Source organism: Nocardia flavorosea NBRC 108225, from assembly GCF_001613385.1.
GTDB lineage: Bacteria > Actinomycetota > Actinomycetes > Mycobacteriales > Mycobacteriaceae > Nocardia > Nocardia flavorosea.
This window is the reverse complement of the sequence record NZ_BDCG01000008.1, coordinates 282593-306022: the sequence shown is the minus strand read 5'-3', so window position 1 is coordinate 306022 and position 23430 is coordinate 282593. Positions and strand designations below refer to the sequence as shown.

The 23430-nt window shown below is 68.5% G+C and carries 15 protein-coding genes; 5 read left to right on the top strand and 10 right to left on the bottom strand.

Annotation, left to right across the window (positions count from 1 at the left end; genetic code table 11):
• The first annotated feature begins 291 nt into the window (after positions 1 to 291).
• Both mfd and NFL01S_RS09535 read left to right on the top strand, forming a co-directional pair.
• Complete coding sequence (mfd, locus tag NFL01S_RS09540; RefSeq protein ID WP_062973523.1) at positions 292 to 3906, top strand: transcription-repair coupling factor; 3615 nt, start codon at positions 292 to 294, stop codon at positions 3904 to 3906.
• Between the two features lie 416 nt (positions 3907 to 4322).
• Positions 4323 to 4970 carry a nucleoside triphosphate pyrophosphohydrolase gene (locus NFL01S_RS09535; protein WP_084492562.1) on the top strand — a complete coding sequence of 216 codons (648 nt, stop codon included), beginning with the start codon at positions 4323 to 4325 and terminating at the stop codon, positions 4968 to 4970.
• A gap of 275 nt (positions 4971 to 5245) precedes the next feature.
• On the opposite strand, the gene NFL01S_RS09530 is transcribed toward NFL01S_RS09535, so the two are convergent.
• From NFL01S_RS09530 to NFL01S_RS09490, 9 genes are all read right to left on the bottom strand, one after another.
• Positions 5246 to 5821, bottom strand: coding sequence for a TerD family protein (locus NFL01S_RS09530; protein WP_062973521.1), 576 nt, complete (start codon positions 5819 to 5821; stop codon positions 5246 to 5248).
• A 79-nt stretch (positions 5822 to 5900) separates the two neighbouring features.
• Entirely contained in the window at positions 5901 to 6386 is a 486-nt protein-coding gene (locus NFL01S_RS09525) for a pyridoxamine 5'-phosphate oxidase family protein (protein WP_062973519.1), read from the bottom strand.
• 391 nt (positions 6387 to 6777) lie between these two features.
• Complete coding sequence (locus NFL01S_RS09520) at positions 6778 to 7242, bottom strand: flavodoxin domain-containing protein (protein ID WP_062973517.1); 465 nt, start codon at positions 7240 to 7242, stop codon at positions 6778 to 6780.
• 38 nt (positions 7243 to 7280) lie between these two features.
• Positions 7281 to 8630, bottom strand: coding sequence for an MATE family efflux transporter (locus NFL01S_RS09515; RefSeq protein ID WP_062973803.1), 1350 nt, complete (start codon positions 8628 to 8630; stop codon positions 7281 to 7283).
• A 98-nt stretch (positions 8631 to 8728) separates the two neighbouring features.
• Positions 8729 to 9871, bottom strand: a complete 1143-nt coding sequence (locus NFL01S_RS09510) for a PLP-dependent cysteine synthase family protein (protein WP_084492540.1) — start codon at positions 9869 to 9871, stop codon at positions 8729 to 8731.
• Positions 9872 to 9951: 80 nt separating this feature from the next.
• Positions 9952 to 11328 (bottom strand): alanine racemase, encoded by a 1377-nt coding sequence (locus NFL01S_RS09505; protein ID WP_084492539.1) that lies wholly within the window; start codon positions 11326 to 11328, stop codon positions 9952 to 9954.
• Positions 11319 to 12329, bottom strand: a complete 1011-nt coding sequence (locus NFL01S_RS09500; protein ID WP_062973516.1) for an ornithine cyclodeaminase — start codon at positions 12327 to 12329, stop codon at positions 11319 to 11321. The genes NFL01S_RS09505 and NFL01S_RS09500 overlap by 10 nt, the downstream gene beginning before the upstream one ends.
• On the bottom strand, positions 12301 to 13479 hold the full coding sequence (locus tag NFL01S_RS09495; RefSeq protein WP_062973514.1) for a TauD/TfdA family dioxygenase: 1179 nt from the start codon (positions 13477 to 13479) through the stop codon (positions 12301 to 12303). The genes NFL01S_RS09500 and NFL01S_RS09495 overlap by 29 nt, the downstream gene beginning before the upstream one ends.
• A 302-nt stretch (positions 13480 to 13781) precedes the next feature.
• Complete coding sequence (locus NFL01S_RS09490) at positions 13782 to 14990, bottom strand: DUF7373 family lipoprotein (protein WP_062973512.1); 1209 nt, start codon at positions 14988 to 14990, stop codon at positions 13782 to 13784.
• Positions 14991 to 15133: 143 nt separating this feature from the next.
• Here NFL01S_RS09490 and NFL01S_RS36810 point away from each other — a divergent pair, with 143 nt between their 5' ends.
• Positions 15134 to 17149 (top strand): FHA domain-containing protein, encoded by a 2016-nt coding sequence (locus NFL01S_RS36810; protein WP_245670580.1) that lies wholly within the window; start codon positions 15134 to 15136, stop codon positions 17147 to 17149.
• A 21-nt stretch (positions 17150 to 17170) separates the two neighbouring features.
• Here NFL01S_RS36810 and NFL01S_RS09480 read toward each other — a convergent pair whose 3' ends face one another.
• Positions 17171 to 18604, bottom strand: coding sequence for a neutral zinc metallopeptidase (locus NFL01S_RS09480; RefSeq protein WP_062973510.1), 1434 nt, complete (start codon positions 18602 to 18604; stop codon positions 17171 to 17173).
• A 115-nt stretch (positions 18605 to 18719) separates the two neighbouring features.
• Between NFL01S_RS09480 and NFL01S_RS09475 the strand changes: the two genes are divergently transcribed.
• On the top strand, positions 18720 to 21446 hold the full coding sequence (locus tag NFL01S_RS09475; RefSeq protein WP_062973508.1) for an FHA domain-containing protein: 2727 nt from the start codon (positions 18720 to 18722) through the stop codon (positions 21444 to 21446).
• 91 nt (positions 21447 to 21537) lie between these two features.
• Entirely contained in the window at positions 21538 to 23403 is a 1866-nt protein-coding gene (locus tag NFL01S_RS36805; protein WP_371851804.1) for a hypothetical protein, read from the top strand.
• The last annotated feature ends 27 nt before the right edge of the window (positions 23404 to 23430 follow it).

Sequence of the window (23430 nt, the reverse complement as noted above, 5' to 3'; positions counted from 1 at the left end):
GAGCGGCTCCAAAATTACAGCCCGCCCCTTCACGGATTGTCTATCCGTAAACAGGAGCCCACAACGCGCGCCGATAAGGTTTCCTGAGACTGCGCTGATTGCATGACCCGGGGGCGGTGCTGATCGCGTGCGCCCAGCGGGGCCGATCACGCCGAGTAAGCGAAGTGGACGAGTGAAGACCCGGACATACCGGTTCCAGGCCCCGCGACGCCGGACGCAGCGCCACGTCACGACCCCTATAGACTCGGCTGGCCCGGTGGAATCGCCTTCGTTCGCGGTCAGGAGAGAAGAATGTCTGCCCCTCGTCCACCACTGGCGGGACTGGCTTCGGCGGCCGGTGCCGATGCCGCGTTGCGGACTGTTTCCGGGATGCTCGGCCGGTCGCCGGTCGAGTTGGTGGCGCCGAGCGCGGCGCGGTCCTTCGTCGCGGCCACCGTTGCCGCCGACCGGCCGGTTGTCGTGGTCACCGCGACCGGTCGCGAGGCCGACGATCTGACCCTCGAGCTCACCGAAATGCTGGGCCCCGCGGTGGCGCAGTTCCCGTCCTGGGAGACCCTGCCGCACGAGCGGCTGTCGCCGGGCGCCGATACCGTCGGGCGCCGGCTCGAGGTGTTGCGCCGGCTGGCCCATCCCGATGATCCGGTGTATCAGGAGCCGTTGCGTGTCGTGGTGACCACGGTGCGTTCGCTGATGCAGCCGATGGCGGCCGGTTTGGGCGATATCGAGCCGATCGTGCTGCGGATCGGCGCCGAGGCCGATTTCGACGAATTGGTGGCGCGCCTGGTCGAATTCGCCTACACCCGGGTGGATATGGTCGGTAAGCGCGGGGAGTTCGCGGTGCGCGGCGGCATCCTCGATCTTTTCCCGCCCACCGCCGACCATCCGGTGCGCGTGGAGTTCTGGGGCGACGAGATCACCGAGCTGCGTGCGTTCTCGGTGGCCGATCAGCGGTCGCTCGGGGAGGATTCGCTGTCCACCGTGGTGGCGTCGCCCTGCCGGGAACTGCTGCTCACTGCCGAGGTGCGGGAGCGGGCGGCGGCGGTGGCGGCGGCCAATACCGCGGATGCCGCGCTCGTGGAGATGCTGGACAAACTGGGCGAGGGCATCCCCGTCGAGGGGATGGAGGCGCTGCTGCCGGTATTGCAACCCGGTGAGCTGCGGCTGCTCACCGAACAGTTGCCCGGCGGCACCCATCTGCTGGTGTGCGATCCGGAGAAGGTCCGCACCCGCGCCGCCGATCTGATGCGCACCGGTGAGGAGTTCCTGGAGGCGTCGTGGACGGCGGCCTCGTTCGGGGCGGATGCCCCGATGGGCGCGCACGGCCTGGACCTGGCGGCATCGGCGTATCGCCCGCTCACCCAGATCCGGGACAGCGCCGAAGGCCGGGGACTGCCCTGGTGGACGTTGAGCCCGCTGGCGACCGGGGATCCGGCCGAGATCGAGCTGCCGGTACAGAGCGGGCCTACGGCCCGCGGCTCCGACGAACTGGTGGCGACCATCTTCGCGTCGCTGCGCGCCCATGTCACGACCGGTGGGCGGGCGGTGGTGGTGCTCGCCGGTCACGGCACGGCCCAGCGCACACTCGAGCGCCTCGGTGAAGCGGAGGTACCCGCCGCGCAGCTGGAGGCCGGTGCGGAACCGGCGCCCGGTGTGGTGGGTGTGCTGTGCGGTTCACTGCACGACGGCGTGATCTTCGGCGACGCCGGGCTGGTGGTGGTCGCGGAATCCGATCTCACCGGTAACCGGGTGACCGCGCCGGGTGACGGGAAGCGGCTACCCGCCAAACGCCGCAACCAGGTGGACCCGCTGGCGTTGAACGCCGGTGACATGGTCGTGCACGACCAGCACGGTATCGGCCGGTTCGTCGAAATGATCGAACGCACCGTCGGTGGCGCCCGCCGCGAATACCTGGTGATCGAGTACGCGCCGAGTAAACGCGGGCAGCCGGGGGACCGGCTGTTCGTGCCGATGGAATCGCTGGACCAGCTGTCCCGGTATGTCGGCGGGGAGCTGCCCAGCCTGTCGAAACTGGGCGGGGCGGACTGGGCGAACACCAAACGCAAGGCCCGTAAGGCGGTCCGCGAGATCGCGGGCGAACTGGTGCAGCTGTATGCCGCCCGCCAGGCCGCGCCCGGCCACGCCTTCGGTCCGGACACCCCGTGGCAGCGCGAGATGGAGGACGCGTTCGTCTTCACCGAAACCGTCGACCAGCTCACGGCCATCTCCGATGTGAAGGCGGATATGGAGAAGGCGGTGCCGATGGACCGGGTGGTCTGTGGCGACGTCGGGTACGGCAAAACCGAGATCGCGGTGCGCGCGGCGTTCAAGGCGGTGCAGGACGGTAAACAGGTGGTCGTCCTGGTGCCGACCACCCTGCTCGCCCAGCAGCATCTGCAGACCTTCACCGAGCGGCTCGCCGGGTTCCCGGTCACCGTGAAGGGCCTGTCCCGGTTCACCGATCCCGCGGAATCGCGCGAAGTGCTCACCGGGATGGCCGAGGGCGAGGTCGATATCGTGGTCGGCACCCACCGGCTGTTGCAGACCGGGGTGCGCTGGAAGAACCTCGGCCTGGTGATCGTCGACGAGGAGCAGCGCTTCGGTGTGGAACACAAGGAGCACATCAAAGCCCTGCGCACCCATGTGGACGTACTCACCATGTCGGCCACCCCGATCCCGCGCACGCTGGAGATGAGCCTGGCCGGTATCCGGGAGATGTCGACCATCCTCACCCCGCCCGAGGAACGGCATCCGGTGCTCACCTATGTCGGCGGCTACAACGACAAACAGGTCACCGCCGCGATCCGGCGCGAACTGCTGCGCGACGGCCAGGTGTTCTATGTGCACAACCGGGTGTCGTCGATCGAGAAGGCCGCCCGCCGGATCCGGGAACTGGTTCCGGAGGCCCGCGTGGTGGTGGCGCACGGGCAGATGAACGAGGACACGCTGGAACGCACCGTCCAGGGGTTCTGGCAGCGCGAGTACGACGTGCTGGTGTGCACCACGATCATCGAGACCGGCCTCGACATCTCCAACGCCAATACGCTGATCGTGGAACGCGCCGACACCCTCGGTCTTTCGCAGCTGCACCAGTTGCGGGGCCGCGTGGGTCGCAGCCGGGAACGCGGATACGCCTACTTCCTGTATCCGGCGGAGAAACCGCTCACCGAAACCGCCTACGACCGGCTCGCCACCATCGCGCAGAACTCCGACCTCGGCGCCGGAATGGCGGTCGCCATGAAAGACCTCGAGATCCGCGGCGCCGGTAACGTACTCGGCGCCGAACAGTCCGGGCATGTGGCAGGTGTCGGCTTCGACCTGTATGTGCGGCTGGTCGGGGAGGCTGTGGAGGCCTATCGGGCGGCCGCCGACGGGAAACCGATCACCACCGAGGAAACCAAAGAGGTCCGCATCGACCTGCCGGTGGACGCGCATATCCCGCCCGACTACATCGCCAGCGACCGCCTGCGCCTGGAGGCGTATCGGAAACTGGCCGCCGCTCACGACGATCCGGCACTGGCCGCGGTGGTCGAGGAACTCGTCGACCGCTACGGTCCGCTGCCGGTGGAAGTCGGCCGCCTGGTTTCGGTGGCCAAACTGCGGCTGCTCGCCCGCGAATACGGGATCGCAGAAATCGCGGTCACCGGTACGACGGTCAAGATTTCCCCGCTCTCGCTGCCCGATTCGAAACAGATGCGGCTCAAGCGGATCTACCCCAGCGCCTCCTACCGCGCCGCCAGCGGGGTGGTGCAACTTCCGCTACCGCGCGTCCAGGACAGCGTCGGCGCCGACCGGCTGCGCGATGTCGCCCTGCTGCAGTACCTCGCGGACCTGCTGCTCGCCCTCGACGGTAAAGCCGCGGGCGCAGTGGATCTCACCGTCGCCACCGAAGTGTCACCGGCCCGATGACTTCCGATTCCGAGCCGGGCCGGTCTACCCCCGCCTCCGGGGCACCCGCCGACCGGCAGCAGTCGGCGGGTGCCGAGCAGGAGATACGGCCGGGAAGGTCCGCCGCGACGCAGCCCGCTGCCGGGCGCCCGGCCGCCCGGTCGCAGCAGTCCGCCCCGGTGCAGCGGGAGCCGGAGGAGCCGGTTGTTGCGCGAGGTGCGGCGGAGCGGTCTGCCACTTCGCAGCGGCGCTCCGGGCCGGGACAGTCCGACACTGCTGCACCGGACCAGGCGGAGCCCGGTGCTGCCTCGACCCAGTCGGGGGATCCGGTTGTCGCGGATCCGCAACCAGGGACACAGTCGGCACGGCCGGCGCCGGATGTTCTCGAGGCGGAAACAGCGAGTGTGGCGGCGGGGTTGTCCGAAGCGGTCGAGGTGATGGACCGGCTGTGGCGGTTCGGCGGATGGGAGGTCACCCAGACCCACGATTCGCTGCGCCCGTATCTCCTGGAGGAGACCTACGAACTCCTCGACGCCATCCAGGAAGACGACCCCGGCACCATCCGCGAAGAACTCGGTGATCTGCTGCTCCAGGTGCTGTTCCACTCCCGGATCGCCGAAGCGGCCGGCGAATTCACCATCGACGATGTCGCCGCGGCCTTGGTCGCCAAACTGGTCAACCGCAGCCCCCACCTCGCCGACCCGGCCGCGGCCGGCTTCGACCCGCACGCCTCGGTGACCGAAAAGGTGGCGGCCCAGGAAAAGGCCTGGGAAGAGCGTAAATCCGCGGAGAAGGCACGCCGCTCCTGCCTGGACGGTATCGCGATGGCGCAACCCGCGCTGGCCTTGGCGGAGAAGGTCCGTTCCCGCAGTGCCCAGGCCGGGCTACCGGACGATCTGATCCCCGACGAGCTGCGCGTCATCCGGCTGGGCGGCCCGGAAAGCGCAGAAGAGCAGCTGCGCAAAGCCACCTTGGGGTTTGCTGCGAGCATACGCCGGGCCGAAGACTCCGCCGAAGCGGCCCGCGGCGCCCGCTTGTCCTTGAACGCCGACGACTGGCACCGGTTTTGGCCTGCCGGAAACTGATGCCGTCAGCGTTGCCGGGGTGTACTGGAACGTCCATTCCGCTGAAGCTCCGGTTCGGCGCCGGGGGTGTGGCAGGTCCGGGTGCGCGGCTGCGAAACCTGCGGGTGCGCGTCGAGCGAAACCGTGAACGGCTCGGTTTCGCCGGCTGACCGACCGTCCCCGGCCTCACCCGATGCCTCGGCTCAACCGGAGGAGAGCTGCACCGGGCGCTCGGCCACACGTAGAACGTCGAGGCCCGGTCAGCGTCTCACGCTGAAGCTCTCATCCAGCGGCAGCTAGATGTTCACACCGTAATCGCGGGCGATCCCCGCGAGACCCGACGCGTATCCTTGGCCGATTGCCCGGAACTTCCATTCACCCGCACGGCGGTACAGCTCACCGAACACCATGGCGGTTTCGGAGGAGGCATCCTCGGACAGGTCGTAGCGGGCCAGTTCCGAGCCGGTGTTCAGGTCGACGACCCGGATATAGGCGTTGCGGATCTGGCCGAAGGATTGCCCGCGCTGGTCGGCCTCGTGGATGGAGACCGGGAAGAAGATATTGGTGATCGTCTCCGGGGTATTGGCCAGGTCGACATTGATCACCTCGTCGTCGCCGTCGCCCTCACCGGTGAGGTTGTCGCCGGTGTGTTCGATGGTGCCCTCCGGGGAGCGGAGGTTGTTGTAGAAGACGAAATGCTGGTCCGAGAGGACCTTCATATTCGGGCCGGTGGCCAGGGCGCTGGCATCGAGGTCGTAATCGGCGCCCATGGTGGTGCGCACGTCCCAGCCGAGTCCGATAGCGATTTTGGTCAGGTTGGGGGCCTGTTTGGACAGCGAGACATTGCCGCCTTTGGCCAGAGTGACGCTCATGATCTCCTTCCCCGCGACGCCGCGGCGCCGGATGTTGACTGTCCCGGGCCTGCCGGATCGGTGAACCCTGCGGCCGGCCCTAGACCTGTTGTTGTTCGTTCTCCGCCCACGATTTCAGCGTCGCCACCCGGTGTTCCAGGGCATGTAGCTCGCTGTCGTCCAGAACGGTGCGCTGAATACCCTGCGCGACCGCGAAAGCCGACTGCCGGTGATCGTCGATGACGTCCACGTCGAGGCGGACCGCCACATAGTCGTCCGCGCCGGGCATCTCCTCGGCGATGACCTTGGCCGAACCGCGGGCGCACAGTGCCACGTTGTTCCCGCCGAGGATCAGCAGCGCCACCTGGGGCCGCTCGCGCAGCCGGGCCAGCGAACCGCGATCGAACTTGAGACTCAGCAGAATCCGCCGGTCACCGGCGCGGACCGGCCAGGACACCGGGATCGCATGCGGCGCCGGGTCGGTGGTGACCAGGACGGCGATCGTTTCCTGCGGCCATTCCGGCAGTGCTTCCAGTTCGGGATGGTCGGTTGCTGGGTTTTCGGCGGAGCTGACTCCGGCGGCCATATCGTCCCCTCCTGGATCGACGTGCTGCGGCGGAGGATGCGCCGCACCGCCCACCAGTCTAGAGGCCGCCGCCGACACGCGCCGGAGAAGTCCCGGCCCCGACCTGCGGCGGAACCCTGTGCACCCGGCCGGTTTACACCCACCGGGGCATAGGGCAGCCTCAGAGAACGAGGTCAGCAAGGCTCTTCGGCGATCCGGTGTGCCGGAGCGTGCGCTCGGGCGCCCCGCGCCGTGGGTTATGCCCCGTGGCCGGGCTGCTCTCGTGCTGTTGCCCGGCGGGCGCAGTGTGGTGTGGGACAACCGGAGCAGTGGCGGCGGTGTCGTCGAGCAGCGCTGACCCTCATAGCAGACGAACGACGCGAAGCCTCCGGTTCGGTTGTGATGCTCGGCGTTACCCCGCACTCAAGCTCAACCGGCGTGTATCGAGCGGTAGCGCGCGCACCCATTCGCGGCCCATTGCCGTGGGTTCGATCTCGGTGGAGGCGTCGTGGCGCGCGTGGTCGCCGACCTGGATGCCGCCGAGTGCGGTGAGTTTCTCGGCGGCGATCTCCCCGCCCCGGTTGAACGTGTTGTCGTAGACCGAATCGCCGAGTCCGAAGACGGCGAAACGGAGGCCGGTGAGGTCCGGTTGCTGTGCGTCCAGGGCGTCGAAGAAGGGTTCGGCACCGGTCGGCAGGTCGCCGTCGCCGTAGGTGGAGCACACGATGACGTGGAAGGCCTCCGAATCGAGGTCGGCGAGGTCGAATTCGGACATATCGAAAACCACGGTCTCGTATCCGGTCAGTTCCTCGGCCATTGCCTCGGCCACCTTTTCCGCCGTGCCCATTTCCGAACCGAACAGGACGACAATACGCACCCCGCCACTCCTTTCCCGTGAACTTTGGAAAGGCAATCCTAACTTACGGTTTCCCGATGGTGCGGAGCCACCAGGGCATCGTGCTCGTCGAGCAGGGCGAAGTATTTGCGCAGCATCAGCGCGGCGGTGGCGGCGAGGCCCGCGGTCAGTCCCCACCACACTCCCGCGGCGCCCAGTCCGGCGGGGAAGGCCAGAACAACTGCCGTGGGCAGGCCGACGAACCAGTAACCGACCACCGACAACCGGAACCCCGCGTTCGTCGCCTGCAGTCCCCGCAACAGCCCGGTGCCGATGTTCTGGGCCGCATCGAAGAACTGCAGGACGATACCGATCAGCAGCAGCGACCGGGCCACATCGAGAGTTGCCGAATCGTCCAGATCGAGAAACGGGCGCAGCACCAGTTGCGGAACGAAGACATAGGCCAGGCCGGTGACCACCGCGACCACCCCGGCACACCGCAGCGCGAGCCAGGCAAGGCCGCGGGCGTGTGCGGTTTCGTCGCGCGCCACACTGTGGCTGACCAGGATCGAGGCGCCGTGCGAAATACCGATGGCGACCTGGAAGACGATATAGATCACCTGGTAGACGACGTTGTGCGCGGCCAGTGCGGCCGGGCCCAGGGAACCCATGACCAAGGCGAGCACCGAGAACATCCCGGCTTCGGAACCATAGGTCAGCGCGATGGGCGTACCGAGCCGCAGTTCGGCGCGAACGGTTGCCGGGCGCACCGGCCACGGCCGAAGCGGCAGGGTACGGCCCAGCTGTGGGTCGCGGCGCACCATGGCCCAGAAAGCCACGAACATGAGCAGGAAGACCAGCGAACTCGCGACACCCACACCGGTCAGGCCCAGGGCGGGGAGCCCGGCCCAGCCGTGGATCAAACTCAGTGCCAGTACCAGGTTGACCGCAATCGAACCGAGGGTCACGAACAACAGGGCCTGTGGGCGCTGCATGCCGACCGTGTACTGGCGTAGCACCTGGAACCACAGGCACGGCAGCAGCCCGGGAGCCAAGGCGACCATCAACGGCCGGGCCTGTTCGAGCACGCCGGCATCCTGGCCGAGCCATTGCAACGACCAGCCCAGGCCGATGAGAATCGCGCCGCCCAGTAATCCGGCGGCTGTCGCGATCAGGAAACTCGACCGCACCACATCGCGGATCTCCGGATCGGGATCGGTGCCCCGTTTCCCGGCGGCGCCCACGGCCGCGGCGATCTGGTTACCGCTGCCGGTGATCAACCCGACGCACATGGTGCGGATCTGGTTGAACAGCACCAGCGCCAGCCCACCCGCCGCCACGGCCTGCACACCGAGACTGCCCATCAGGGCGATATTGGTGGTGGAAACCGCGACCTGAGCGAGCTGGGTCAGGGCGATCGGGGTGGCCAGGGCGGCGAGCCGCCGGAAATCCGGGGCGGCGAACCGCCGGGGGGCGGGGCCGGCCGGCCGGCGGCCGTCGGGACGATATCGCGAGAGTGGTGTGCTGATCACCGGGCCCGCACCATGGTGTCCGAATCCTCCGTATCGTCGTGCTCGTCGTGGGTGTGCTCGTCCGGCCGTGCGGTAGCGGAATCGACGGTGGCGGCATCGCCGAGCACGGTCGCGTCCACCGGCTGTGTACCACGGCCCGCGGGAGCATAACGGGTCAACAGCGCGTGCACCTCGCGTTCGGCGGCGGTGTCGAGCAGATCGTGCTCGGCCATCCAGTCGTCGTCGAATACCGTGTCGAGGTATTTCTCGCCGCCGTCGCACACGATGGTGACCACGGTTGAACCGGCCGGAAACTCGTCGAGCCCGGTCAGTCCCGCATATACGGAGCCGCCCGCCGAACCACCCAGCATCAGGCCGAGATGGCGGGATACCGCGCGGCAGGTGGCGAAGGCGTCCCGATCCGACACCTTGACTCCCTCGTCGAGCAGGTCGTAGTCGACGGCGGTGCCGATTGTCGCCCCGGGCGGGGTGCCGGTGCCCGACTGCCAGTAGGGTCCGCCGGGGCCGCCGAACGCGATCGAACCGACCGGTTCCACCCCGATGACGCGCGGTACACATCCCAGCTGCCGTAATCGGGTCGCCGTACCGAATAGGGAGCCGCCGGTGCCGACCGCGGAGAGCAGGATATCCACCCGGTCCACTTCGGTCAGTAATTCCTCGGCCACCGCGTAATAGCCCACCGCGTTGGCATCGTTGTTGTGCTGTTCGGTGAAATACGCATCGGGTAGCCCGGCCGCCATGGCCTCGGCGTGGTCTTCGCGGGCGGAGGTGGCCAGTGTGTCGTCCCCGTCGTCGGCGACGAAGACCAGTTCGGCACCCATTGCCCGCATGGCCCGCAATTTGTCCCTGCTCGCGTGATGGTCGACCACCGCAGTGAACCGGTAGCCGCGTTCGGCGGCCACCACCGCCAGGCCGAGCCCGGTATTTCCGGACGTGGATTCGATGATATGCCCGCCCGTGCCCAGAAATCCCCGGCGTTCCGCGTCCAGAACCATTTCCCGCGCCATCCGTATCTTGGCGGCACCCGTCGGGTTGAATTGTTCGAGTTTGAGCAGCAGGCGGCTACCGGAGGGGGTGGTCGCCAACTCGAAGAGGGGGGTGCGGCCGATCAGGTCCGTCACGCGGGTGACGAGGGGCATGGCAGAACTCCTGGGCGTCGATAGCGGTCGGTGCGAAGCGGCCTGGGCCGGCGGCCTTACCGCCAGGATGGAAAGGGCTGTCAGGGTCGATCGAGAGCCCAGCGGAACCGGCCGCCCGCCGCCTGCGAAAGCACCACCTTCGGCGGAATGGGCAATTCGTGGAAGGGCGATTCGTTGGAATCCATCTGGTATCCGGCGGTATTCGGATAGACCAGCAGATCACCGGTTTCCGCGGCACGTGGCAGCGGAATCCGCCGCCAGCTGAGCATGTCCGATTCCAGGCAGGTGGCGGCGCCGACGACCGTGGGGGTGGGCGTTCCGGCGGCGGTGGGCCAGAGCACCGGGTCGGGCAGATATTCGCTGTCGAACCATTGTTCGGACAGACTCAGGCTGGAACCGTCCACCGTCAGCACCCGATACGGCTGCCCGTGCTCGTGGCGTGTCTTGTAACCCTGGACGCGGAACACGGTGCTGCCGGCCCGGTCGAGCAATGCGCGGCCCGGTTCGACCGCCAGGGTGGTGCCGGTCTGCCGGAGCCGCCGGGCCAGGTCGTCGCGTTCCAGAATCGCGGCCAGCATGGCCGGGCCGGCTTCGGGAAAGGAATACGGGTAGTACGAATCGAAGGCTTTCCCGGAATGGAACCATCGGCGGTTGGCTTCGTCCCGGAAGGCGGCCCAGTGGTCGGCGGGTACGTAATCCACCCCGAATCCGCCGCCGACGGAAATCATGGACGCCGGATGGCCCTGTGTCCGGGCCGCCTGGATACGATCGAGTAGCTGGACCGCCAATTCGGCACGGGGCACCGGGTCGTATCCGGACAAATGGAAACTGAAGCCCTGGAGCGTGATCGACGAATATTCGGTGGCCATGGTGACCGCCCGGCCGAGTTCGTCCGCCGACATTCCGAACCGGCTGGCCGAAGCTGCCGGCAGTATCCGCAGCAGTATCCGTACCGGGACGCCCAGGTCGGCAAGCCGGTTCAGCTCACCCACGCTGTCCACGGCGATCAGGCAGCCGTGCCGGGCGGCGAGCCAATGCAATTCATCGGCCTTCTCGGGCCCGGTCACCAGTAGATCCGGCCCGCGGACGCCTTGCGCCAGTGCGGCCACGAGTTCGCCGGTACTGGATACGTCGACCCCTGCTCCCGCGGTCGCGCAGGCGCGGGCGACGCACGCCGCCTTGTTCGCCTTCTTCCCGTAGAATACCGATCCGGAAACTCCGGCAGCAGCGAAAACCCGCTGAAATCCGTGAATGTTCTCGACCACTCGGGCCGGATACATCATATGGAACGGCCCGCCGACCGCGAACGCGATATCCGCCAGCAGGTGCGGATCCGCGAGCACCTGCTCTTCCCAGAGAGCACGGTGCGCGGGTAACGGTGCAGCCACCGTGCCCGCGTGCTCACCGCGGGAACCGGCGCCGGCTCCCGCGGGGGCGTCGGCTCCGGTCAATCCCATAGCGCGACCTCCGTGCCCCGCCCCTCCGCGATGGCGCGTTCGGCCAGTGCGTGGGCCACCGCGATATCGGTGAGGACCAGGCCGCTGTTGTAGACGAAGATTCGTTCGTCGGCGCGGCGGCGGGCGACCGCACGCCGGCTCAGGATCTGCGGTAGTTCGGCATCCACCGGGCGCAGCACGCCGTCCTCGTCGGCCATATCGGTGCCGGTCAAGGCCATCTGCTCGGCGCTGGTGGCGATCACCCGGTCGGCGTCGCTCAGCGTGGACGGGGCGAGACCGTAGCCCACCAGGACCACCACCGCCCCCGGTTTCAGATGCTCGGATTCGATCGCGACCTCGGTACCCGGCCCGGCCGTGGCCAGTACGACATCCGCTGTCCGCGCCGCCGCGTAGGGGTCGTCCACCGTTTCCAGCAGCGCATGCGGCGCATACTCGGCGAGCTGGCGGTGAACCGCGTCGATGCCTTCGGGATGCGTGCCGAACAGCTTCAGTTTGCGCAGCTGCGGATTGGCGGCCAGCAGATGCGGCAGCGCGTTGCGGCCCTGGGTCCCGGTGCCGATCAGCAGCACCGAATCCGCGTCCCGGCTCAGCGTTTCCCGCACGAGCAGCGCGGATACCGCCGGGGTGCGCAGGGCACCCACGCGCGCACAGTCCATCATGGCGATGGGGGCACCCGTGGTGTCGTCGTAGAGCGTGATCGTCGTGAAGTAGCGCTTGGTGGTGCGGTCGTGGCCGGGATCGAATTTGTACGACGATTTCATCGCGACCACCCGGCGCCGGCCGTCGCGGCCCAGCATGGCGTAGGCCACCGACCAGCCGTCGGGGTTGGCGACGCTGAGTTTGCGTGGGTTGTCCGAATCTCCCGCGGCCAGGGCGATATAGGCCTCTTCCACGGCGCGTACCACCTCGGCCGGAGCCACCGGCACATCGGCCAGGTCGCTGCGGCTCAGGACGCGCAGTGGAGTTGCTCGGTCACGTGTGCCCAATGGATCCTCGATCATCTACTGCACCGTTCCGCTCTTCCCGCGCCTCCCGCACCGATACCGCCGGTCGCGGCGGCATCGGTGCGAAGGGCGCGACGATCTGCTGACCGTATCCATTCTCCCTGGATTCGGCTGCGCGGCGCGGGCGTTCGGGTAGCCGGATGTTCACTCGTTTGAGCCAGCGATCGGTGCCGTCGTAGCGGGGAGTGAACGGCACCCGGCCGTGGACGGCGACATCGTTGTCGAGTAGGAGCAGCTCACCGCGGCGTAGCGCTGGTACTGCGCAGACTCGTTCGAGTTCGCGTTCCAGCTGCGCATAGGCCTCCCGGAACTCCGGGCCGGCGTCGCCCAGAGGGGTGTAGGCCGGGTCGAAACGCAGTGTGAGTGAACCGGGGTCGTCCTCGTGACCCGGTTCGCTCCACAGGGTCGGCACCGGGACGGCCTCGGCTCGTTCGAACGCGGATCCGTAGGAGACATCCGGCAGGATCGGCAGAGTGGGCGTGCGCAGGATGTCCTGCTGTGGGCGGGGCAGCCGGACGCGCCGTACCGACGACACCGTGGTGCCGACCGAGTCGAGGTTGCGCAGGCAGGCCAGCATGAGCATATTGGCGCGCAGGGGGTGGAACGCGTCCTCGGTATGCGGGCTGAGCAGGACCGTGCTGCTGGCGCCGGACTGTTCGAATTCGTGTCCCGCCGCGGGGATGATGTTGTTCACCAGCCGCCCGTCCTGTTGACCGGCCCAGCCGAACGGTTCTCCGGCAGCCGCCGCCAGCAGCAGCATGGCGATATCCAATTCGAACGAGCCGCGTGTCCGGCCGGGATCGGCACTCCACCGTGCCGCGGACTGCCAATCCGGTGGCGTGGGCCCGATTTCGCTGTCGGACAGTGGTAATCCGCGCACGATGCAGGCACCGGCGGCAGTGGCCGGTGGGCGGACGGCGGTGTGGACCGCCGCCGGTAGGTCACCGGCGCGGGCGCCGATCTGTGCCAGCAGGGCCGGGTCGGCCAGGAATTCGGCGGCGTCGGCCGAGGAGCGAGCCACTGTGCGGGCGATCTCAGCGGCCAGGTCGCGCAGGGCCTGTGCGGCGGTGCCGGGTAACTCACGGTGCTCGATATCGTCGATGCTGGGTGGGTGAAGCGCTTTACGTTCTGAGAGAACGCTTTTCACCAAAGTTCCCCTTCTCGGAATCGTGGATCGCGGTACCGGTGCGGACGAGTCGATGTGCGAAGTTAGTGCGTGGCCGCGGCACTGGCAAGGCTTACCTAACTATGGCGTGTGATAGCGATTGGGTATAGCACGCTCGACGTACAGGTGGGCGGGTGTATGGTCATCGGGTGTTGCGGCTGCGGTGAGACGCAGAACACGGTAAGGCTAGCCTGCCCTTGCGGCAAAATTCCGGAAGACTCGCCGATGGTGAGAAGGGCCGGGCGGCAACGTTTTCCGCCCGGTCACACCAGGCCGGGGTGGTATCAGAAACTATTTGCCAACAGTGCGTATTGGGCCGCGGTCTTCTGCCGGATCTCGGTCTCGTCGTCGCTGGACACCACACCGACATACCGCTTGTACGGGACGAAACACCGGTACCGGTACTGACGTTCCGGATCTCCGGAGCTATTGAGCTCGAGGCATTTCACGCCGGGAACCGCCTTTGGCGCCGGCATCGGATCGTAGGCCGGACCCGCCGATTCGATGAAGCCGTTCACCAGTATCGGCGCTCCGGCCGGATCCCGCACCCGCGCCACGGAACTGCCGGCGGCGTAAGCGGTGCGTTCGAACCCGGATTCATCGAGCAACCGGGCCCGCGCGGGCTGATCGTCGGCCGAATTGATCAGGTAATTGCGGCCGTAGACAGCGAACTGGTCCGGATCCGGCTCGTGACCCTCCCGGTCGGCGACCACCACCCGCGCCAGCAGATTCTCCGGATCGACCGCCAGATCGGCGATATCGGCCGTCGGCGTCGGTTCGAACCGGGCGAGCTGATCGAGCTGGGCGGTCAGAGTTCTGTCCACCCACGACACCAGATCGGCGCTGTCGGCCACCGGGCGCTGGACGAACAGCGACAACACGAACTCTTCATGGGCGAGGAACGCGCCGATACTCGCGACACCGGGCCGCCAGTGCAGCAGAGCCCGTGGGTGCTTCGCCGATTCCAGCTTCCGGTTATCCGGCGAAACGCCGATATCGGCCGCCTCCAGTTCCTCGGCCGCCGTTGCGGCGCTGTCGGTATCGGGGAACCGCAGCGCCACCACCTGGATCGCGGTGGCATCCGAAGTGGGACGGGGCTGCCCCTCCGGATCTTCCTGATCGGCACCCCCGGCCGCATAACCGACCACCATTCTGCGATTCTCCAGAATCGGCTCGGACACGTTGGCCAGGAAATCGACCGCTGTCGCCGGGTCCGGCAGCACCTTCGAGCCCCGGCCGAACCGCAGCGACGGATCGACCTGACTGCTCGTCACGACGGCCTCCGACATCCGGATGCCTTCCAGCACCACGCCGTGTTCACCGGCTCCCTGTGGATAACTGAACCGGTCGACCGGGAAAGCGCCGACATCGAGGGTACGGACATCGATCTCGCCGGGCACAGCCGTCCCGGCCACCGAACCACATCCGGACAGCCCGGCCACCAGAACCGCAATCAGCGCGGTGACGGCGCCGCGACGTGTTATCCGAACCATGGGCCGCCTCTCGTTCCGATCGAAGCTGCAGTGTCGAAGTTACCCGACGTCCCGTGATCTCGGGGAGGGCCCGTCGCGGCCGTGCCATACCCTGATGTGATGGCAGATAATCCGCGGCAGTACCCGGGCGGAGATTGATCCGTATGCAGGACCAGCAGGTCGAGGTGGTGCCCGGGCCGCATGCCGTGGCCCGGGTCGCGGGCGCGGTGGTGCTGGTCGCCCACCGCGGCGCCGGTCGCCCCACCCCGGATTCGCCCGCGGTGCGGGCGCTGGTGGCCCTGGCCGAACTGGTCTACGAGGCCGGCGCCCGGCAACCCGAGGGGCCCGGCGCCACGATCGCCCGGCACGTCACCAGATGGCTCACGGCATACACGGCGCAGGCCGGCCCCGGCGGTCCGGCCGATTTCGGGATCCTGTCCGCCGCGGGGCCGGGCCGGGTGGCGATCTTCCTGCACGGCGCCGTCACCGCAGTCGTGGCCGGCGAGACCACCGAATACTTCCACGGCCGCGACGGGGCGTTCACCGTCGACCGGACCACCTCCGTCCCCTCCCGCGCGGTGGCGCTGTTCGTCGACGATCCGCTCACGGATCCGGACGACGAGGCTGCCCGGCCGGAGCTTCCCGCCGCCCGCGGGATCGGCCGGCTGGTCGAGGGCATCGCCGAAGCAGGCGGGGCGATCGCGTGGACGCCGGCGGCCCGTCGAGTTGCCGAGCCGGTGGAACCGGGCCGGGGCAGCGGGGTGGTACTCGATAAAAGAGGCGTGCGCGGCGGCCGGGAGCAGTCCGCGGAACCCCTGGTGAGGCCGGATATTGCGGATATCCCGGCGGCGGGATCGGGAACTGCGGACATGTCGGCGAGAGGTTTCGGGGGTACGTCCGGAGATCCGGAGGTCGACGGCGTAGCGGGACCGGCAGTGGAAAACACCGTGGGTCCCACGCCGGCTCCGGCGGACCGGAGCACCTCGGGCACGACAGTGGAAAGCTCCGGGACGAAGCGGCGAGGTCCCGAGACCGAGGGCCGAGCAGGGGGTTCCGGGAACGACGTGCAAGGTCCCGGGACAAGGGATACTCCGGATGCGAGGGAAGGCTCTGCGGCTACGGCGAGTGGTCCAGGAGCTGGGGACTCCCCGGCGGGGGCGACGCGGGATGGCCCGCAAGCCGGGGGCCCCGAGGCAGGGCCGACGCACGAGGACCCGGTGGCGGAGCCCGGGGCAGCCGACCGCGATGCAGAGGACGAGACCGGCACTCCGCGCCCCGGCGAGGGCGAATCGCCGGTCGTGTGGCGCGACTCGGGTGGCCGGATCGCGTCGGTACCGAATCCGCCGGTGGACAGTGTGCAACTGTCCGAGCGAGCGACGGTCGCCTCCGCAGGCGATCGCGGACCGGTCAGCGACCGGCCGGCTCCCACCGATCCTCATCACGCACAGACCGAGATCAGCAGTCGGCAACCGCCGCGGCCGAGCGTGCCCCGGGAGGGTCTCGACGAGACCGCCGATTCACTCCCGGACCGGTCCGGCTCGCCGCACGGGCCGCCGCCCGCGCATCCCACCCCACATATGGATATCCCGGTACCGCAGCCGGGCTCGGGCGAGCGGGTACGGCAGGGCCCGCCGGGGGCCCCGCCCCTTGATGCGGAACTGCGCCGGCGCACCGAAGCCACCGCGAAAGGTGCCGCGCTGACGGTGAAGGTCAGGGGGTTCAAATGTGCGCGCGCCCACCCCACCGACCCGCGCTCGGCGTTCTGCAGTGTGTGCGGGATGCCGGTGGATCAAACCCAGCCGCTCATCGAGGTGATGCGACCTCCGCTGGGCATTCTGGTCCTGGACGACGGCTCGACCTATCTGCTGGAGACCGATTCCGTCCTCGGCCGCGATCCGGAGAAATCCGAGCCGGCCCGCCGCGGGCTCACTCCGCTGCAGGTCACCGACAACTCGGGAGGCATGTCGCGCGCACACGCGGAACTCCTGCTGGTCGAATGGGATGTGACGCTGGTGGACCGGGGATCCACGAACGGCACCCGGACCCGCGCACCCGGATTCCGGGAATGGGTGCGGGTACCGCCGCATCAGCCGCTGGTGCTGGTGCCGGGAACGGAGATCCTGATCGGTAACCGCATGCTGCGCTTCGAATCCGCCGCGCCGCCACCTTTCGGATCCTGACACGGGCTACCGGTCTCGCTACTACTCGTACCTGGCGGCGCAGGTTTCCTCTCCGCCCAGCACACCGGCGCGGAAGGCATCGACCCGGGAGAACCCGCTCGGCACCGTCTTGCCTTCCACATCACTGGCGGCGAGACCATCGGTGAGCAGGCCGGATACCGCTTCGTCCAGATCGCCCGCGGCCAGCGTGATGTCGCCCTCGGCGCGGCCGGTCTCGGCCAGTTTGCCGGTGGCCACACCGGATAGGCATGCCGCACGCAATCCGGTTTTCGCGCCCACCAGTTCCTGGTCGCGGCTGCGCTGCACCGAGAGGGTGTAGCGGGAGATGAACACGACGTAGCCGTTGTAGTCACCGGTCACCTTCACCGGCAGCGGAACATCGGAATCGTCGGTCGCCGCCCCGCGTTCGGAGAGCCCGTCGACATTGGTCGCGATCGTATTGTTCGCTGGGCAGTAGGTGACGGGCTCGGTGGACACCCCGTCACGGCAGTCGATTTCGGCGCCTTCGAAGCTGTAGGCCGGCTCGTCGGGCACCGGCAGGATCACCGAAAGCGCCTTGCTCAGTTCGACCAGGCTCTCCTCGGTGATATCGAATTCGCCGGAGGCGCCGTCGAACCTCTGTGGCAGATCGCCACGACGCTGTTCGATCTCGTCCATATCGATGCCCTTGCAGCCCTTGGCGCCGTCGGTGAAACCGACCTGCACGGCGGTGACTCGCTCGAAGGCCGAACCGTGCACGCTTTCCGGGTCGTCGGGATCGGAATCGCGGATCGCGACCGTCGCGGCGAGTACCGAATTCAAGCCGTCGGAGGTGTTGATGGTGAAGTAGTCCGATTCGCCCTCCGCGACCCAGCGCATGTAGGCGCCGGCGAAACAGTCGGCCTGCTGTTCCTTGACGATGACCGGATCGTCGCGGTCGACGATATCGGCGTTGTTCTGGATCGCGTGACCGTATTCGTGGGCGATCACCATCACCACCGCCATCTGCCCGAATGTCTCCGACATCGTCGGCAGCAGCAGCTCCCGGTCCCAGCCGATGGAGTTGTCCAGCCGGCAGTAGGCGGCATTGACCATCCGGTAGGTCGATTCGGTGCAGAATTCCACCGATTCGCGGCGGGAATCGCGGGCACTCCAGGAGATCAGCTTCGCCACCGGGTCGAATTCGCCCTCGAACTCGGTGCCGTAGTGCTTCTCCCAGTACGCCTGGACGTCGGTGACCGCGTTCAACGCCAACGTGTCGATCTCGCCGCCGTCACCGTTTTCGGCACTCAAATCGGTGGGCGGGACGTTCGCGCGCGGCCCGTTGGGGCCGCTCGTCGTGGGCAGCCCGGCCACCTGGAAAGGATTGTCGTAGATCGAGACCGCCCGGCCGTCCACGGCGCGGGTACACCCGGTGACCAGCAGCACTGCGCACAGCGCCGCCACAGCGAATGCGGCGACCCGGAGTTTCGGCATGGATCCTCCCCCATTTTTCGGCCGGTTCGGGTGCTGGCATCTCCCGCTGAGCGGGGTGATCACCCCCCAAGCGGGGGCATCTCCGATGCCCGGGTAATGGAATAGTATCCGCTGCATGTCTGCACCGGGGGTGCGCACTATCACGGTGCGCCACGATGGAACCGAACGTGTCTTCGATTCGAATCAACAGATCACTTTGGGCCGTGCGCCCGAGGTGACGCTGTTCGTCGACAGTCCGCTGGTTTCGCGGGTCCACGCGATTCTGGCCTGGCAGTCGGGAGCCTGGGTGCTCACCGACAACGGCAGTACCAACGGGGTGTTCGTCGACGCACGCCGGCTCGGTGGGCCCGTCCCGATCGACCGGCCCACGCAGGTCCGGCTCGGTGACGCGATCACCGGGCCGCTGCTGTGGCTGGTTCCGTCCGGAGTTCCGCAGCAGCAGGCGCAGCGGCCTGCGCAGCAGCAGTTTCCGTCCGGGCAGCAGCCGTACCCATCGGGTCAGCAGCAGTTCTCCGGTGGGCAGCAGCATTTCCCCGGCGGTGGGCAGCAATTTCCCGGTGGGCAGCAGCATCAACCGGCACAGCCGCCGCACCGACCGCAACCCGCTGCGCAACCGCAGGTCGCGCAGCGGGCCCCCGCCCCGCTGAATCCGCCGCTCGCGCAACACCCGCCGCATCAGCAGCCGCAGCCGTGGGCGCCGAGTCCGGGGCATCCGTCACAACCCCCGCATTCCGGTCCGCTCTCGCATTCGGCCGCGACCCCGCATTCCCCACCCGCCCCGCAGTCCGGCCCGGCCCCGCAGCAACCGGCCAACGTGAACATGACCGCCAAAGCAAGTATTGCCGCGGTACCGCCGGTGCGGCACCGCGCCAGCGAGGGCCCGATAGCCCGGGCCGACCGGATTCCGCCGGGCGGGCTGGCCATCGGACGTACTTCCGACAACCAGATCGTGGTCAACGATCCGCTGGCGTCGCGTAAGCATGCCCGGCTGGTCGCGGGCTCCGAAGGCCTGGTCATCGAGGATCTGGGTTCGGCCAACGGCACGTTCGTCAACGGCGTCCGCCAGCAGCGCACGGTGCTGCGCGAACGCGACATCATCACCATCGGCAATATCGACTTCGAGGTCTCCCAGGGCACGCTGGCGCACCGGCAGCGCCCGGTCGCCGAACAGGGATTGACCGTGCACGGGGTCGGGTTCACCGTCGAAGGCAACAAGCAGTTGCTGGTGGACGTGAACATGCAGGCCGGACGCGGCACGCTCACTGCCTTGATCGGACCGTCCGGTGCCGGCAAATCCACCCTGTCCCGGCTGATCGCGGGCAGCACCCAGCCCTCGGGCGGGCAGGTGGTCTTCGAAGGCCGTGACCTGCATGCCGAATACGAGGCGCTGCGATCGCGTATCGGCATGGTCCCCCAGGACGATGTGCTGCACCGTCAGCTCACGGTGCGGCAGGCACTCGGTTTCGCGGCCGAACTGCGGCTGCCGCCCGACTCCTCCAAGGCCGACCGGCAGCAGGTGATCGACGGCGTACTGCGCGAACTCTCGCTCACCGAGCACGCCGACACCCGGGTGGACCGGCTCTCCGGCGGGCAGCGCAAACGCGCCTCGGTGGCGCTGGAACTGCTCACCGGCCCCTCGCTGCTGATCCTGGACGAGCCCACCTCCGGTCTCGACCCGGCACTGGACCGGCAGGTCATGATGATGTTGCGCGAACTGGCCGATGCCGGGCGGGTGGTCATCGTGGTCACGCACTCCGTGGCCTGCCTGGATATGTGCGATCAAGTGGTGCTGCTGGCCCCCGGCGGGAAAACCGCCTACGCGGGTAACCCGGCGGGCGTCGAATCCGCGCTCGGCACCAGCGACTGGGCCAAGATCTTCGCCGATGTCGCCGCCAACCCCGATGCGGCCTTCGCCCACTATCGATCCCGGCAGGCGGCGCTACCGCCCCCGCCGCCACCCGCGGCGCGACAGAGCGGAGGTGGTTCGCCGCCACAGTCGGGCGCCTGGAAACAGTTCTCCACCCTGGCCCGGCGGCAGCTGCGGTTGATCCTGGCCGACCGCGGCTATATGGCGTTCCTGGTGCTGCTGCCGTTCGTGCTCGGCGGTCTGTCGCTGCTGGTGCCCGGTAGCAACGGGTTCGGCCGGCCGCCGCTGATCCAGCAGGACGACGGCACCTTCGTGCCCAACGGTGATTCGGAGCCGCAGATGCTGCTGGTGGTGCTGATCCTCGGCGCCTGCTTCATGGGGATGACCCTCACCGTGCGTGATCTGGTGGGGGAGCGCACGATCTACGTGCGCGAACGCGCGGTCGGGTTGCGGTCGGGAGCCTACCTGTGGGCCAAGGTCACGATCTTCGGTCTCGCCGCGCTGGTGCAGTCGGCGGTGCTGGTCGGTTTCGTACTGCTCGGGAAGAAGCGCCCGCAGGAGGGGGCGGTGCTGGCGATGGGCGGTGCCGAGCTGTACATCGATATCGCGGTGACGGCGGTGTCCTGTGTGGTGCTCGGGTTGCTGTTGTCGAGCCTGGCCAGGTCCAGTGAACAGGTGATGCCGCTGCTGGCGGTGGCGATCATGGGCCTTCTGGTGATGGCCGGCGGGATGATCCCGGTCACCGACCGGGTGGTGCTGGAGCAGGTCACCTGGCTGTTCCCGTCGCGGTGGGGATATGCCTCGGCGGCGTCGACGGTGAATATTCGGGAGCTGTTCATCGCGGCGCAACCGGACGGGCTCTGGGAACACACCCGCGGTGCGTGGTTCCTGGATATCGGCATGGTGGTGGCCCTCGCGGTGGTGCTCGCATTGCTCACCTGGAGCCGGTTGCGGCTCAAGAAGTCGGCGCGGTGAGATCGATGACCGGCTGCTTCCACTGTTCGCACCGCTGGTGGGTGGGGGCGGCGAGCGCGACGGCCACACACCAGGCACACTGATGCCTGTGATGGTGCGAGTTGGTGCGGTACACCTCGGGTGGGATGTGGTGTCCGTGGCCGCGGGCGGATCCGGCGTGCCCATCCGCCCTGTCCAGGTCGAGGGAAGCTACAACCCACCCGCCTATCTGCTGGCCGATGCCTCCGGCAAGCTCTATACCGCCGCGGCGGGCCGGCAGCGGCCCGACCTGGGTATGGCTATTCCGGACGTACGGGAGATCCTCGGGCATCCGCAGATCGTGATCGCGGGCGCCACGTGGCCCGCCGAGCTGGTCTTCCGGGCCCGCCTCTACAACCCGCTGGCCTCCGTCGGAACGCATCTGCGCGGTAAACCCGATGTGATCGCGCTGCCGTATCCGGACGACTGGCCGGACCCGAAGATCGACGCCTACGCGCGACTGGTCGAGCAGCTCGATGTCGAGGTGGAGCCGATTCCGGAGTCCATCGCGCTGTCCGGGTATGTGCGGGCGCTCGGCCTGGTCCGGGCACCCGATCACCGGCTGCCCGACGGCCTCGGCGCGACGGCGGTCCATTTCGACGGCCAAGTGGTCGACGGCCGCGCCAATGTGCTCGTGGTCGCAGTCCACGGCGACGAGGAACGGCCCACCGAATCGGTGTACGTCCCGATCGACCCCGAATCCACGCGCGACCCGCGGGTCGCCGACGACACCGTGATCGAGGTGATGGCCGCGGCCCGGGCAATCGGCGCGGACAATTCGACGGTCCTGCTGGCGGGCCAGGTCGTCTTCAACGAAACCCTGCGCTTCGCCTTCCGTAATCATCTCGGGCAGCGGCTGAAGAAGGCTGAACACCCCATGCACGCCCTTGTTCTCGGCGCCACGCATCTGCTGGTGAGCGAGAACGAGGACGACGACGAGGAGGGGGACTCAGCGGGCTACTCGCAGACAGCGCCGCCCGACGGTCCGAATATGCCGGTTCCGCAGTACGGAGCGCCCGGGAGACCGGAGGGGGTGGCTGGTTCGCCGATGCGGAATCCCGCCGCCGGACCGCATTCGCACCCGCCCGCCGAGGGTTCCGGTCCGCGTACTTCCCCGCCGGGTCCGACTGGGGCGTCGGGCACAGGACCGCACCTGGCCCACACCGGCCCGAACGCCTCGGGTTCCGGCCCGTCGCGGCCCGGCGGGCCCGGTTCGGCGCCTCCCGGAGCGCCCATTCCAGGAGGCGGTGGTCGCGCACCGGGTACCGATCCGTCGGCCGATCCCTATTCGGGACCGCAGCATCAGTACGGCACCTCGCCGGGGCCGGCGAGCGACGACGCCACCGTCCAGGTCGGCCGCGGTGACGTACCACCCCCCGGCTCCGGACCGGCAGGACGGTTCACCCGCGCCCCGGACCCCGAAACCGGCAGCCAGGCCGCAGTGCCGCGCCGGCCCGGCCCGGGACAGCAGGGTGGGGCGCCCGCCGGTGACACCGAGGGGGACGACGACCAGGGCAAGGGCAAGCTCTGGAACAAGATGAAGGACAACATGTTCGGTGCGCACACCGTGCTGGGTGTGGCGGCTCTCGCCGCAGCCGGGGTCGTCGGCGGGTCGGCTACCGCGCAGGCGCATATCGCGCCGACCGGCGCCATCGGTCCGGCCGGGCACACGGTCGATACCCTGATCGCGCATCGCGCCGCCGGCTGTGTGCCCATGCCGCGCGTGCTGGTGGAACCGCCCGACCGGGCCGGGGTGGTACCGCTGCAGCGTCCGCTCTACGCGCAGGCACCGGCCCCCGCCCCGGGCGAACCCGCACCCGGCCGGGAAGCTCCGGCCGGCGACGGCGTCGAATGCGGCCGATCCGGTATCGACACCCTGCGCTATCTGGTGCCCGGCCGGCCGGGCGTCACCGACCCCGGTCCTCCGTTCGACATCTGAGCCGGTAGCGGCCGATTTCGGGGGGCA

What these genes read in the sequence shown, in the direction of transcription:
- NFL01S_RS09480 (WP_062973510.1), bottom strand. Translation starts at nt 18,604, where the DNA reads ATGCCGAAACTCCGGGTCGCCGCATTCGCTGTGGCGGCGCTGTGCGCA.
- NFL01S_RS36810 (WP_245670580.1), top strand. Translation starts at nt 15,134, where the DNA reads ATGCAGGACCAGCAGGTCGAGGTGGTGCCCGGGCCGCATGCCGTGGCC.
- NFL01S_RS09535 (WP_084492562.1), top strand. Translation starts at nt 4,323, where the DNA reads ATGGACCGGCTGTGGCGGTTCGGCGGATGGGAGGTCACCCAGACCCAC.
- NFL01S_RS09510 (WP_084492540.1), bottom strand. Translation starts at nt 9,871, where the DNA reads ATGCCCCTCGTCACCCGCGTGACGGACCTGATCGGCCGCACCCCCCTC.
- NFL01S_RS09530 (WP_062973521.1), bottom strand. Translation starts at nt 5,821, where the DNA reads ATGAGCGTCACTCTGGCCAAAGGCGGCAATGTCTCGCTGTCCAAACAG.
- NFL01S_RS09500 (WP_062973516.1), bottom strand. Translation starts at nt 12,329, where the DNA reads ATGATCGAGGATCCATTGGGCACACGTGACCGAGCAACTCCACTGCGC.
- NFL01S_RS09525 (WP_062973519.1), bottom strand. Translation starts at nt 6,386, where the DNA reads ATGGCCGCCGGAGTCAGCTCCGCCGAAAACCCAGCAACCGACCATCCC.
- NFL01S_RS09505 (WP_084492539.1), bottom strand. Translation starts at nt 11,328, where the DNA reads ATGGGATTGACCGGAGCCGACGCCCCCGCGGGAGCCGGCGCCGGTTCC.
- NFL01S_RS09490 (WP_062973512.1), bottom strand. Translation starts at nt 14,990, where the DNA reads ATGGTTCGGATAACACGTCGCGGCGCCGTCACCGCGCTGATTGCGGTT.
- mfd (WP_062973523.1), top strand. Translation starts at nt 292, where the DNA reads ATGTCTGCCCCTCGTCCACCACTGGCGGGACTGGCTTCGGCGGCCGGT.
- NFL01S_RS09475 (WP_062973508.1), top strand. Translation starts at nt 18,720, where the DNA reads ATGTCTGCACCGGGGGTGCGCACTATCACGGTGCGCCACGATGGAACC.
- NFL01S_RS36805 (WP_371851804.1), top strand. Translation starts at nt 21,538, where the DNA reads ATGGTGCGAGTTGGTGCGGTACACCTCGGGTGGGATGTGGTGTCCGTG.